This window comes from Prosthecobacter sp., from assembly GCF_044236155.1.
GTDB lineage: Bacteria > Verrucomicrobiota > Verrucomicrobiia > Verrucomicrobiales > Verrucomicrobiaceae > Prosthecobacter.
Map to the genome: position 1 here is coordinate 1 of NZ_JBIIHA010000030.1, position 13,818 is coordinate 13,818.

Annotated in this window: 8 protein-coding genes and 1 rRNA gene; 1 reads left to right on the forward strand and 8 read right to left on the reverse strand. The window is 61.6% G+C overall.

What is annotated here, in order from left to right:
- Together ACILSE_RS19620 and acnA are read right to left on the reverse strand one after the other, a co-directional pair.
- Positions 1-622 (reverse strand): 16S ribosomal RNA (locus ACILSE_RS19620); the annotation flags it as partial.
- 810 nt (positions 623-1,432) lie between these two features.
- Positions 1,433-4,117: an aconitate hydratase AcnA gene (gene acnA, locus ACILSE_RS19625; protein WP_395719133.1), complete on the reverse strand. Its 2,685-nt coding sequence runs from the start codon at positions 4,115-4,117 to the stop codon at positions 1,433-1,435.
- Positions 4,118-4,269: 152 nt separating this feature from the next.
- On the opposite strand from acnA, the gene ACILSE_RS19630 reads away from it, so the two are divergent.
- Entirely contained in the window at positions 4,270-4,728 is a 459-nt protein-coding gene (locus tag ACILSE_RS19630) for a PH domain-containing protein (protein WP_395719134.1), read from the forward strand.
- On the opposite strand, the gene ACILSE_RS19635 is transcribed toward ACILSE_RS19630, so the two are convergent.
- The 6 genes from ACILSE_RS19635 to ACILSE_RS19660 form a co-directional block, all read right to left on the reverse strand.
- Positions 4,715-7,072 (reverse strand): exopolysaccharide transport family protein, encoded by a 2,358-nt coding sequence (locus ACILSE_RS19635; protein ID WP_395719135.1) that lies wholly within the window; start codon positions 7,070-7,072, stop codon positions 4,715-4,717. The two genes, ACILSE_RS19630 and ACILSE_RS19635, sit on opposite strands and share 14 nt — an antisense overlap.
- A 101-nt stretch (positions 7,073-7,173) precedes the next feature.
- Positions 7,174-8,421, reverse strand: a complete 1,248-nt coding sequence (locus tag ACILSE_RS19640; protein ID WP_395719136.1) for a glycosyltransferase family 4 protein — start codon at positions 8,419-8,421, stop codon at positions 7,174-7,176.
- A complete protein-coding gene (locus ACILSE_RS19645) occupies positions 8,418-9,581 on the reverse strand; it encodes a GNAT family N-acetyltransferase (RefSeq protein ID WP_395719137.1) in 1,164 nt (387 codons plus the stop codon). Before ACILSE_RS19645 ends, ACILSE_RS19640 begins: the two co-directional genes overlap by 4 nt.
- Complete coding sequence (locus ACILSE_RS19650; RefSeq protein ID WP_395719138.1) at positions 9,578-11,329, reverse strand: hypothetical protein; 1,752 nt, start codon at positions 11,327-11,329, stop codon at positions 9,578-9,580. Before ACILSE_RS19650 ends, ACILSE_RS19645 begins: the two co-directional genes overlap by 4 nt.
- Positions 11,326-12,582, reverse strand: a complete 1,257-nt coding sequence (locus tag ACILSE_RS19655; RefSeq protein WP_395719139.1) for a glycosyltransferase — start codon at positions 12,580-12,582, stop codon at positions 11,326-11,328. The genes ACILSE_RS19650 and ACILSE_RS19655 overlap by 4 nt, the downstream gene beginning before the upstream one ends.
- Complete coding sequence (locus tag ACILSE_RS19660; protein ID WP_395719140.1) at positions 12,579-13,646, reverse strand: polysaccharide deacetylase family protein; 1,068 nt, start codon at positions 13,644-13,646, stop codon at positions 12,579-12,581. The genes ACILSE_RS19655 and ACILSE_RS19660 overlap by 4 nt, the downstream gene beginning before the upstream one ends.
- Positions 13,647-13,818 lie beyond the last annotated feature (172 nt).

A 13,818-nucleotide genomic window follows, 5' to 3' on the forward strand; every position in this document is an offset into this window, starting at 1 on the left:
GTTGAGCCCCGGGCTTTCACATCTGACTTACCACGCCACCTACGCACCCTTTACGCCCAGTGATTCCGAACAACGCTTGAGACCTCTGTATTACCGCGGCTGCTGGCACAGAGTTAGCCGTCTCTTCCTCTTGCGGTACCATCAATTTGCAAAGGTGTTACCCCTGCAACCTTGTTCTCGCATGACAGGAGTTTACAATCCGAAGACCTTATCCTCCACGCGGCGTCGCTCCATCAGGGTTGCCCCCATTGTGAAAGATTCTCGACTGCTGCCACCCGTAGGTGTCTGGACCGTGTCTCAGTTCCAGTGTGGCTGGTCGTCCTCTAAGACCAGCTACCCGTCGTAGCCTTGGTGGGCTTTTACCCCGCCAACTAGCTGATAGGCCGCGGACCAATCGGGAAGTGACAGGCCTTGCGGTCCCCGTCTTTGATCTCTCGATCACATGCGGTATTAATCCAAGTTTCCCTGGGCTATCCCCCGCTTCCCGGAATGTATCCACGTGTTACGCACCCGTTCGCCACTGGACTGTCGCGATATTGCTACCTCAACAGTCCCGTTCGACTTGCATGTCTTATCCACGCCGCCAGCGTTCGTTCTGAGCCAGAATCAAACTCTCCAAAAAAATATTTTGCTGGCATTTAAGCCAGCCAAATTGACTGTGTCTGTTTAAACCACAGACACCTGCGCACTTTCGCGCGCAGCGCACAATTTAGCCTTCTGTTTTCTAGCAACACTGCTTGGCTTTCACCTCGCAAATGTCGCTTCTGTTTTCTGAAAGATCGTTTCTGAATTTCGGGAAAAGTGAGCTGCTTTTGCCTCTCGCACTTCCTTTTTTTCAGCCCGCGTTTTTCGCTGCGGGACGGAGAGATTAGTACAACTCCGAATCCCCGCAACATGATTTTGAACTTTTTTCTTCAATCCTCGTATTCGGTGCTCAAACTTTTTCAAAAAGCAGGCTTTTACCGGCTTGACAGTCTTGGAAACCTTTGAGGTGCGTTGCTTTCCTCAAGGCAACATCAGCTTCGTTGAAGAAGAGGCGGGCACATGCAACGCCACTCCTCACGATGAGTTTGTTTGCCGTTCTTGTGCGAGATCAACGATGGCCATCGTGCTTTCGTTTTCACTCCATGTATCAGCATGCACATCACGTTTTCTCCTCGTGCGCATCAGCACTGATGAATGTGGGACATGTTAGCATCCGCTCTACGCGAAGCTGCGCATCCATGCTTTGAATGCCAACGCACGCGCAATACGCTTCAGAATGCGCTCACGCTTCGCGGCTGCTGTTTGATCACAGCCACTCAGACCGCGTTATCGTCACGCTCTCACGAAAAACCGTGATGCGAGGTGCATTGAATACGAGAAGCAAAAAATCCGGGCGCCTTGCGGCAGCCCGGATTTTGTCATTCGTCTGACAGTTCAATCGCACTGATCAACCATTCGCACGCAGGATCTGCGCGAGGACGTAGGGGAGGATGCCGCCGGCGCGGTAGTAGTCGATTTCGACGGGGGTGTCGATGCGGACGACCAGCGGGATGTCGAAGGACGTGCCGTCGGCCTTGTGGACGCGGAGGGTGGCTTCGCTCATGGGCTTGAAGTCGTTGGACAGGCCCAGGAGGTCGAAGGTGGCATCGGCGAGGTCTTTGACCTTGTCGTAGTCGGCCTTGTTCTTGAAGTTGCAGGGCAGGACGCCCATGCCGACGAGGTTGCTGCGGTGGATGCGCTCGAAGGACTTCGTGATGACGGCCTTCACACCGAGGAGACGGGTGCCTTTGGCGGCCCAGTCGCGGCTGGAGCCCATGCCGTAGTCTTCACCGCCGAGGATGATGCTCGGGGTGCCTGCGGCTTTGTAGGCCTCGGCCGCGTCGTAGATGCTCATTTCGGTGCCTGCGGGCTGCAACAAGGTGTCGCCGCCTTCTTTGCCGCCGAGCATGAGGTTCTTGATGCGCACGTTGGCGAAGGTTCCGCGGGTCATGACGAGGTCATTGCCGCGACGGCTGCCGTAGCTGTTGAAATCGGCCTGCGTGACGCCGTTGTCGGTGAGGAAGCGGCCTGCGGGGCTGGCTTTCTTGATGGCTCCGGCGGGGCTGATGTGATCGGTGGTGACCGAGTCGCCGAAGATGCCGAGCGGGCGTGCGCCTTTGATTTCCACGATGTCGCCGGGGGTCATGCTGAAGTCGGCGAAGAAGGGCGGATGCTGGATGTAGGTGGATTTGCCGTCCCACTCGAAGACTTCGCCGATGCTGCCCTGGATCTCGTTCCACTTCGGATTCTGCGAGGCGAAGTCGGTGTAGAGCTTGCGGAAGACATCGGGCGAAAGCGCGGACTCCATGGCATCGCGCACTTCTTTGAGCGTGGGCCAGATGTCCTTCAAATAGACGCCGCTGCCGGCGACGAGCTCGTCCTTGCTCAAATCGATATCGACAGTGCCAGCGATGGCATAGGCGACGACGAGCGGGGGCGACATGAGGAAGTTTGCCTTGATGCTCTGATGCACGCGAGCCTCAAAGTTACGGTTCCCGGAGAGCACGGAGGCGGCGACGACGTCCTGGCCTTTGACGACATCTTCAATGCCAGCGTCGAGCGGGCCGGAGTTGCCGATGCAGGTGGTGCAGCCGTAGCCGACGGTCTGGAAGCCGAGCTTGTCGAGCTCGACCTGGAGGCCGGTCTTGGTGAGGTAATCGGTCACGACGCGGCTGCCTGGGCCGAGGCTGGTTTTGACGGAAGGCTTCACGGTGAGGCCCTTGGCGTTCGCTTTCTTCGCGAGGAGACCGGCGGCGAGCATGACGCTCGGATTGGAGGTATTCGTGCAGCTCGTGATGGCGGCGATGAGCACGGAGCCGTCGGTGATGGTGTCTTTCGTGTCGGCTTTGCTGTTCACGACGACTTCGGCGGGCTTGAAGGACTCCGCTTTGCCGAAACCACCGGCCTTCACATCCGCGCCGAGGAGGTCGCGGAATTTCGTTTTCAATGCAGGCACCTCAATGCGGTCCTGCGGACGCTTCGGACCGGACACGCAGGGCACGACGCCGCTGAGGTCGATCTCCATCTCGGTGGTGAATTCGATGCTGCCTTTCTCGGTGGGGATGCCCCACAGGCCCTGCGCCTTGTAGTAGGCCTCGACAGTCTTGCAAAGTTCCTCGCTGCGGCCGGTGCCGCGCAGGTAGGCGACGGTTTCTTCGTCCACGCCGAAGAAGCCCATCGTCGCGCCATACTCAGGCGCCATGTTGGCGATGGTCGCACGATCGGTGACCGGCAGGCTGACCGCGCCGGGGCCGTAGAATTCGACGAATTTGCCGACAACGCCGAGCTTGCGCAGCTTCTGAGTCACTTCGAGCACGAGGTCAGTCGCGGTGACGCCTTCTTTAAGCGCTCCGGTGAGGTAAACGCCGACCACTTCCGGCACGAGGAAGGTCACCGGCTGGCCGAGCATGCCCGCTTCCGCTTCAATGCCGCCCACGCCCCAACCGACAACGCCGAGGCCGTTGATCATCGTCGTGTGCGAGTCCGTGCCGACGAGCGAATCCGGGTAATACACGCCATCTTTTTCCAAAACACCCTTCGCGAGGTATTCGAGGTTCACCTGATGCACGATGCCGATGCCGGGAGGCACGACTTTGAAGGTATCGAAGGCCTGCTCGCCCCATTTCAGGAACTGGTAGCGTTCCTTGTTGCGCTCAAACTCCAGCGCGAGGTTTTGATTCAGCGCCTGCTGCGTGCCGGCGAAATCGACCTGCACCGAGTGGTCCACCACGAGATCGACGGGCACCAGCGGCTCGACCATCTTCGGATTCTTGCCGAGCTGCTTCACTTTGGAACGCATCGCGGCCAGATCGACGAGAAGCGGCACACCCGTGAAGTCCTGCAGCACGATGCGGGCGACGGTGAACGGGATTTCATACTCGCCGGGCGCTTTCGCGTTCCAGTTCGCGAGATTCTTCACATCCGCCTCGGTGACCTTCTTGCCGTCCAAATTGCGCAGCAACGACTCCAGCACGATGCGGATGGAAACCGGCAGCTTCGAGACTTTGCCGATACCCGCGGCCTCAAGAGCCGGGAGGGAGTAAAATTTGCCAGTGGAGCCGGAGCCGGTGGTGAAGGTTTGGAGGGTGTTCATTGCGAAGGGAAACGGAGAAATAGCGATGCTAGCAGGATTGACACCTACTTTTTAATGCCCGCATCTCCGGCGGCATCCGGCCAGGAGGAGCTCAAAGCAGCGACGCTGTTGTTTCCCTGGCTTCCCGGCTCAAAAACGATCAAACTCACTCCATGAGCGCCACCGTCTTTCCCATGATCCCCGCCGCGAGCAAGTCAGTGTGGTTCTTCGGCATCATCTGCCTCCTGCTGGTTGGCCTGCTTTTCCTGATGGGCTGGCTCGCCTGGTCCATGCAGCATGCGCAATTCACCGTCTCCAAAGACGGCCTGCGGCTTGAAGGTGATCTCTGGGGACGGACGATCCCTCTCAAGTCGCTCAAGCTCGACGAAGCGGTCGTCACCAACCTCAACATCGACAGGGATCATCAGCCCAAATGGCGCACGATGGGCACCGGACTGCCAGGCTACGCCGCCGGATGGTTCAAGCTGCGAAACGGCACCAAGGCGCTCGTCTACGTCACCGACCGCACACATGTCGCCCGAATTCCGACGACAGACGGCTACACGGTGATGCTCAGTGTTGCCGAACCACAGGCGCTGATTGACGCTTTGAAGCGTTTTAACCACCATTGACCACCATCCCGCGCAACGCGCTGGAGGACATCATCGGCTGAAGCAGGGCGAGTCCAGCGCGCAACTGGGCCGGGGTGGTCACTGAAGGGTTATTGACGATCAGCACGTCCGTGGCCAGCGGGGCCAGCGGGGCGACGTTGGCAAAGCTTTTCAGCAAAGGCGAAGCATCGAGAATGATCCAATCGACCTCCGTCTTCGCGCGCTCGATCCAGGTGCGATAGCCGTCGAGAAGCTCATTCGTCGCATGCGCGGGCAGGTCGCAGCCGGGGAGCAGGAAAAGATTGCTGTGGCCGTAGCGCAGCGCCTCGATGTGCTGCGCGTAGGCGCCGTAACCCTGTGCCGCACGCGGGAACCATTGATGCAGCGTGGGGGAGGACGGATTGCACTCCATCATGAACACGCGGCGCCCCTGGTGGCAGAACGCGGCGGCCAGCGCGGCAGAGACAAGCGTCTTGCCCTCGCCCGTGCCGGCGCTGGTGACGAGCACGACACCAGCGGTGCTTCCACGGTTCATCGCCTGATGCTCCAATGTGGTGGTGAGCTGATGCAGGGCGCTGGAAGCGCCGACAGGCTCGGGCTTGAGGAGCTCCGAAAGCATCGCTTCCGGTGTGATGCCGTGCACATAAGGCAGACGCGCGAGAATCGTGGTCGAAGCATCCAGCGGTTTGATGGCAGGCATGAGCCGTGTTTGCTGGCGCGGGGCCGGAGTGGGCTCCATGGCCGGCAACGCGGTCGTGGCAGGGTTCGCAACCGCAAAAGGTGAGGCCACAGGCGCGGGGAAGCCGCCCGTGCCCTGCATGTATGGCATTGCGTGCTGCCGCTGGCGTTCAACCTCCTGCACTGCAGGGTTTGCATTTGTGGCGCTGAAAAGCTGGCGCACATGGTCGTTGAAAATGCCGCGACCCAGGGGCAGCCCGATGAGGGACAGGCCGAAAAGCATCACGGCGGCCACGGCGGCTACGGGCTTGTTGGGTTTCACAGGTTTTTCAGGCACCATGGCCACGTCCGCCACACGCAGCAGGCCGCTGTCGCGGAACTGTCCTGTGAGCGCGGCCTGGCTGCGGCGCATCTCGATTTTCTCATACAAGTCGCGGTCCATGCGCACTTGGTCGCGCAGGAGGCTCTGCTGCACGTTTTTGCCGTTGAGATCCAGCGCCACGCCGCGCGCGTCCTCGAGCTGGTGGCGGTAATCGACGATCTGCCGCTGCTGGGTCTCCACCTCCGCCTGGATCATGCTGACGACGGCGGCCACCGCACGGTCGAGAGCGGATTTCAGCGCGTCGATCTCGTTGGCAAGGCCGATCATGCGCGGGTGCTTGCGGCCGCAGGTGGCCTCCAGCGGCGCACGTTCGGCGATCTTGGCGTCAAGCTGCTTGCGGATGTAGGCCACGTCCGGATTGTCCGCGAAGAGCTTCAGCTCCGTGAGGTCACGGCCGGCATTCTGCGCGGCCACGAGGTTGTCGAGGTCGCTTTTGGCCTTGGTAAGCTTCAAGTCGGCCTCGGTGATGGCGGCGTTGAGCTGGCGCACCTTGTCATTCGAAATGTCCTTGGTGTCCGTGTCCTCCATGATGCCCTGGCTTTTGCGATACTCGGCCAGCTTCTGCTCAGACTCGCGCAGGCGCTTTTGCAGCTCCTCGGACTTCTTTTCGAGGTAGCTGGAGGCGTCCGCGCTGATCTTCGACTCCTGCTCTCCGACGTAACTGATGTATTCCTCGATGTACTCGTTGGCAAAGTCGGCGGCGAGGCGCGGATCACGGTCGCGCACCTGCACGCGCAGCACATGGGACTCCTTCAGCGGCTCCACGCGCACGTTCGCGATCATCAGGTCGATGAAGCGTTCCTTCGGATCACCCGGCTTGCCGGGTTTGTACAATCCCATGAGCTTCATGAGCTCGTCCTTACGGCTGAGCGAGTCCGCCTCGCGTTTCAGATACGCATCCCGCTTCTGCGCGTCAAAGTGGTCGTAGAAGTGGGCGAGGAAGCGGCGGGAGAGCAGCTCGGTGCGGTGGTTGTTGATGAGCTGGGGAGCGCTCAGCTCCGTGACACCCCGTGTGGCCATGGCCTCGAAGTTGAACACGTTCGCGTCCTGGATGCGCAGCAGCAACTGAGACTCCGCCTCGTAGATCTTCACCCCCATGCCGAGGTAATAAAAGGTGAACGCGGCCAGCAGCAGGCCGAGAAACGCGCCCGCAGGCCAGTATTTGCGGATGTAGCCGAGCACATCCGCCACGCTGATGAGCGGCTGCACCTCGAAGTCGCGCGGATTGACCGGCGGAAGGAACGCGCGCGGATCAAACACCGGCGACATGCCCGGCTGCGCGGGCATCGTCATGGAGGGAGCCATGGGAGCCAGGCTGCGTGAAGGCGCGAGCGCAAGCATGGCTCCTAAACCGGGCTGGGGCGCGGTCGGAACGGGATGCATGCTGTAAGGAATGGCCATGATGGTCAGAAGGACGAATGAGGAAGGGCCAATGAGGAATGAACGGCGAATTCACCGCGGACAGCCTTCTGCAGGCGCATGGCGCGGATGATGATCTCGTTCACGAGGCGCACGTCGAAGACATCGGCGGCAAGTTGACGGCTGCCTTGGCCCTGCGCGGCGATCTGCGCGGGATTCGCAAGATACCACTCCATCGCGCACTCGACGGCGGCGATGTTCTGCGGCTGGCAGAGGAAGCCGTTCTCGCCCTGCATGAGCATCTCGCCGTTTTCGCGCTGCGTTTCGCCCTCGGCGGTGAGTTTGACGCATTCACGCGCGCCGACGGAGTTCGTTGTGATGACAGGGCGTCCCGTCGCGAGCGCCTCCAGGGTCGCGTGTGGCACGCCTTCGCGATACCACGTCGGCAAAACGAAGACGTGCATCGTTTTGAGCAGCGGGGCGACATCCCTGACCATGCCGTAGTGCGTGAGAGTGCCTTCGGCGACCCACTGGCGCACCTCGCTCTCGTCCACACGGTTTGGATTCGGGTCAAACGGGCCCACGAGATGAAATTCCGCGTGCGGCTGGAGCTGCTTTATGCGCCGCGCGGCCTCCGCGAACACTCGCACGCCCTTGCTGATGAGCAGGCGGCTCACGAGCACGAAGCGGATGCGGCCTGCGGCGATGTCCGCGTCGTTTTCCAGCGGCGCGTGGCCGAATTCTTCTATGTTCACGCCGGAACCGGCGGTGACATGCACGGGCACGCCTTGCGGCAGCATGTTCATGCCGGTGAAGAGAGTGACATCGTCGTGATTCTGCATGAAGATCACATCTGCGCGCTTCAGCGCGAAGCGGTGCAGCGCCTCGGAAATGAAGCTGACGATCTTTTGCTTCCACGTCACCGGTTTGACAAAGGTGAAGCCCAGGCCTGGCAGCAATGCGTAAACACGGCGGATGCCGGCCAGGCGCGCGATGACGCAGCCATAAACGACCGACTTGATCGTGTAGGCGAAGAGCGCGTCCGGTTTTTCCGAGCGGAACAGCCGCCACATGTCACAGAGAGTGACGAGATCCTTCAGCGGATTGATCTTCGAGCGCGCCATGCGGATGGCACGGTGCCTGCCGCCGAGTTTGCCGACAAATTCACGCACATGCGGATAATCCTCCGCCGCGGCAGTGACGACCTCGCAGCCATGCGCGGCGAAGTCGCGGATCAGATCGCCGCGATGATAGACGAGTGTGTTCGCGTCGGCGGTGAGGACGAGGAGCTTCATGCGGCGCGTTCCTCCGGGGTTGAATGGCTGAATTTCCGCCGCGCGGCGCGCAGCGTGTTGAAAACGGTGGCGCGCAGGCTGGTGGGGTTGTGAGCCTCGAGGTCGAGCAGCCAGCGCGTGGAGTCGCTCCACTGCTGCTTGTACTCGTAGTCGCCCGGCAGCATGTCGAACATGCCCAGCCTGAGGCGGATCGCGTGCATCACACAGGCGCCGACGACCAGCTTTCCGGGCGAAAGGCGCGCCAGCGTGTCATCCCAGCCCATCTGGTATTGGAAAAACTCCCCGCGCTCGATGAAGCCGTAAACGGCGGCGATGATCCGGCCGCGTGACTCGAGCAGAGGCATGACCGCACGTTCCCGGGGCAGCCAGGCTGACGCAATGCGACGGTGCAGCCGCGCAGCGGCCGGTGTTGCGAAGGTGGAGACGCCAGGCGGGAAATTCACCGCATGCAGACGGCACAGCTCGTCGAACGCATGCGCATGAGGCACGCGCTCTCCCGCCCGGGTGATGATGCCTTCATGTTCCTTGGTGAACGCACGCCACTTCCGGCGCAGCGCGCCGCGCCAGTTGGTGCTGTGCCGCGACTCGATCTGCTCCCACGTGGCCGGCAGGGTGATGCAGCGGCAGGCGTTGCGGTTCAAAACCCCTGAACGAATGAAATTCTGCTCCAAAGCCGCGAAGAGGTGCGGGGTGTTCGGAGACTCCTGCGGCACAAAACTCAGCCGCACGAGGTCGCATTCATCACGCAGCAAAGTGAAAGCCCGGCAGAGCAGCGGCGTCAGCTCGTCCTCGCGGCCGGCGGGCACGATGAAATCAAGCCTTTCGCCATGCGCGGGGCCGAAACCGCCGAGGAAGGCGAGCGTGACGAGGTGACGGCGCGCACGGTCGTCCTCGCGGGCGAGCATGAGCGGCGCGATGGCCTGCGGAACGCCTTCGGTGTCACGCAGCACACCGAGCGCGAGCTGCGCGCCCGCGCCGCATTCCTCCCACCACACACGCATCCAGTCCCAACGCAGGAACGGGGTGCGCGTGGCCATCTGTTCGACAAGGACGTCCCAAAACGGCTCCAAGGCGAGAAAGCCAGCCTCATCGCGCACGAGCTCGAGCTTGGGCGCGCCATGCCGGCCCGCCAACGGTGATGCGGAAAGCACGGCGGTCATTGCGCGCCTCCTTTCTGCACGGCGGCGGTCTGTTTGCGCTGATGCGCGGTTTCAAGCATGGCGCCAAGCTGGTGACGGGCGTCCATGAGCATGCCGGGGTTGTTGTCCCAGTCTCCGAATCCCCGTGCAAAACTGGCAGCGAGGCGCTGCGCCTCCTCATGCAGGCCGAACTGGCGTGCGAGCGTGAGGTAATCATAGTCCTCGGCTGTTTCGCGCAGCCATTTCAAGCGCATCGAAGCCACAGGGGCATGACGGCCGTGGCGTTTTTCCGTGGCGGGGTAGATGTAGGAGCCGTCGCCGTTGTAAATCGCGCCGTCGGGCGTTTTGAACGTGCCCGCGTCGCTCCACACATCGACGCCATCGGCGGCGAAGAGCGTGTCCCAGTAGGTTAGGCCGGTGATGCCATGTTTGGGCAGCAGCCAGCCGGTGACGCGGTGCGCCATCGGCGGATAATCGAGAGCCCAGACCGGCGGAAAACCGCTCTCGAGTTTCTTCGGCATTCCGTGCTGCTTTTCCCACTCGTCCGGCATCTGCACCAGAGCCGCGTAGGCCCAGACTTCGTCACCGGCCTGACGCCGCAGGGCGATGTCATGTTTTCCGCCGGCCCATTCCATGTCCTTCCACACGGAGCTGAAATGCGGCACCCAGATGTCCACGGAGCCGTTGAGCGTGCCCCACGCGGCTTTTTCCGCCGTCGGCTGCTCGGTGATGAGCAAAGGCACGCGGATGCCATGCTTCTTCTCGACTTCGTTGAAGAACTCGCCCCAGCGGCGCACGTTCTCGTAGGCGGCGGCGTCATTCGGCTCGTCGAGGTCGCCCATGATGACGTAGCCGCGTGATTCGCAGCGGATTTTCACCAGCAGCTTCATCCACTGGGCGACGTAGCCCATCGCTGCGTCACGGTCTTTGCCGAGCGGATCAGCGAACGGCCACTGCGGCCAGATCGGCAGGCCGATGGTGCTGCAATGGCGGTGCAGCAGGTGCTTTCGCAAGGCGCGCTCCGCCTTGTCCTCATCGAGCAAGCCTGTGGCGGCTTCAGGATAGCTGCCGAAGATTTGATCCACGCTCAAACGATGCGCGGCGAAGAGGTCATAATACTCGTTCAACAGCCCCGCATGCGTGAGGGATGGCGTGTTGTCCTTGTATTCAAGACCATGCACTTCGGCGACGCGGCGCACGGTGGTCATGATGGAGGTGCGCAGCGACGGGACGACGGGAAGATCGAAGTCCCAGACCTTCAGCGTGTAAACGGCGGTGTGCTCGGAGCCGTCGGCGAGCTTGAAACGCACCTCGCCGAAGTAATCGCCCGCGGCGGTGGTGTAGGGCACGAAGACATCCACCCAGAAGGGCTGGTTCACGACTTTGTCCCCGCTGATTTCCTGCGCGGGCATATCCAGGGGCATCAAGGCGTCGGCGTAATCTCCCGGCGGCAGCGGGGCCATCGGCGTGGATTTTGAGACGCGCACATAATGCTCGCGAAACACAAGCGGCGCGGGCAGCAGGGCGTCAGAGTCCTTGCGCGCGATGCCGCTGGCGCGCACGTCGATCGTTTTGAGCTGGGCCGGTGTGGCGGTGACGATGATCTGCAGCGGCTCCCATTCGCCGCGGGCGGCGTGCAGAGCGATGGTCTGCGCGGAGGGCGGAGTGCCCTCACGCGGGATGCGCGTCATGCCATCGCAAAGCGAGATCTGCACCGGTTGCGCGAAGGCGATGCCGCCAAGAGCGGAAAGCAGGAGAGCGGGCTTCATTTTCGCACCTCCATGAGCTGCGCATAGGTTTCCGCATACTGCCGTGAGGCTTGCGCAATGGTGAACTGCTCCAGCACACGCTCGCGTGATCTTTTCGCGATGTCTTCGCGTGCGGCGGGTCCGAGGCGCAGCGTTTCCTCCCAGGCCTGCGCGAGAGCCGCCGCGTCATGTGCGGGAACGACTTTCCCTGTGCCTTCGAGCAGACGGGAGCAATCTCCCACGTCCGTGGTGACGCACGGAACGCCACAGGCCATCGATTCGATAACGGTCATCGGGCAGGCCTCGGTGCGGGAGGAGAGAGAGAACACGCTGAACGCGGGATACAGCCGCCAGGGATCGGAGCGGAATGATTCGAAGCGCACCTGGTCGCGACGTGGGAGCTGGGCGAGCAAGGCGCGTGATTCGGCGTCCATCTCGACCTCGACGCCGCCGCAGAGGACGAAATGCGCGTCAGGCACTTCGTTTTGCAGGATCGCTGCGGCACGCAGGAAGGTCGGCAGGTCCTTCATCTCGTGAAAACGGCCTATGAAACCGACGACGGGCGCGTTGGGCGGCAGCCGCAGCTCGGCGCGTGTGTCGAGCGCGGCGTCCATGTCCGGCTTGAAGCGTGCTGGATCGATGCCATTCGGAATCCAGCGCATTTTGGAGCGCGGATAGCCGATGGCGGTGTGGTCCTCGATGGCGGCGGCGGAGCAGGAGATGATCCGTTTTGGGATGAACCGGGAGCTGAGCGAGAGGACGCGGCGGAAAAACGCGACCTTGCGGACGCTGTCGCCGGGATTGCGGTGGATTTCACGGCAGTGGATGCTCCAGACGATGTTTTTCACACCTGAAAGCCATGCCGCCCATCCACCGACGAGATCAGCATGATGCATCCAGGTTTGCACGATGTCCGGACGCTCCGCACGCAGCACGGCACGCAGGCGGGCGAGCGTTTCGTGCTTTAGGAACGCGATGCCCTCAAGGTCATGCACGTCCACCCCGGCCTCTTTCAGACGCCTCAAATGGTGCGGCCAGGGCCGCGCGTTCACAGCGACGACCACGGTGCGGAATTGCGCCGGATCGAGCGACTCGGCGAGATTCATCAACATCGCCTCCGCACCGCCGCCGCCGATGGTGTAGGCGTAGTGCATCACCACGGGGCGTCTGTCACATGCAGGCGCTGGAAGCGACCGCACGGGCACTGAAACACGCGCCGACGGCCCTGCGGGCAGCAGCATCGCATCAGTGGCGTCGAGTGTGATCGTTTTCATATCAGCGACATCGCCTTCAGGCAGCTCCGCCTCCATTCTTTGAGCGTCTCAAAAGCGCCGGACACCGTGGCCTCGGCCTCCCACACGGATTCGGGAGAGCCATAACGCGGGAGCTGGAACATCGGCGCCTCGGTGCCCACGCGGCCGTTGATGGTGCTGCACGCGCATTTGAAGCCGGCCTCACGCACAAGCAGCATCGTCTCGCGGGTATAATCCCCTTCTCCTCCGTTGGGATAAGCGAAAGATGCTGGCAGGTCACCCAGCTCCGCAAGGATGCGGTTGCGGCAGGTGGAAATCTCCGCGCGCATCGTCATGGAATCGCAACGGGAGAGGATTGGATGCGTGTGCGTGTGGCCGCCGATCTCTATCAGGCCGCTGTCGGCCATTTCACGAGCCATGTCCCAGGACATCGGTCGCATGGGAGCGGGCAGGTCCACCAGCGTGGGTGGATGCACCTCCAGAGCGCGTTCGAGGCGGTCCACCTCGTCAAGGAGGTCGGCGTCGGGGAGTTCCTTCAACTCCGGCATCAACTGCATCAGCGACTGCTGGCGCTGCTCACGCGTGCCGAGGTAAAGCCGCAGCTTCCTGCCGTTGATTTTCCATTCCAGGGTTTCCTTCCGCGTGCGTCCGAGCGCCAGGTCCACTCGCTGGAACCACAGCATGTCCACACCATCAAGGAAGCCGGTGGCGACAAAGATGGTCGCGGGCAAGTTGAATCTCCTCAGGATGGGATAGGCCAGTTTGAAATTGGACTCGTAGCCATCGTCAAAAGTGATGACGACCGAGTTGTCCGGCAGACTGAGCTGATTGTTCTGAGCCGCGATCAGGTCTGCGAGGGAAACCACCCGGTAATCAGACGCCAGCATCGCGCACACGCTGCGAAAGACCTCCACCGGTAGATGCAGGGTCCAATCTAGGATGTCCGGGCTGCCCGCATCCTCACACAATCCGTGAAATGTCAGGATCGTGGCCTCCGCCGCACGCCTCGTCCGCGTGAAAGAAGAAAACCCGCTGCCGACGAGGGCAGCGGCCTTGACGGCGCGCGATTGGAAGACAGGCGGCATGATCGAAAGGCGTTGGACCCCGTCTCTTGCGAGGCTGGGTCATGGGTTCTGGGTGTGAAAGCTCGTGACTGAGGGCTGACGACTCAATTTTAGGAGCTGAATTCATTAAGTTCAATAGAATAATCATAATTACTGTATTAATTTATGGTGCCCTTGCCTTTCCAGCTTTCCA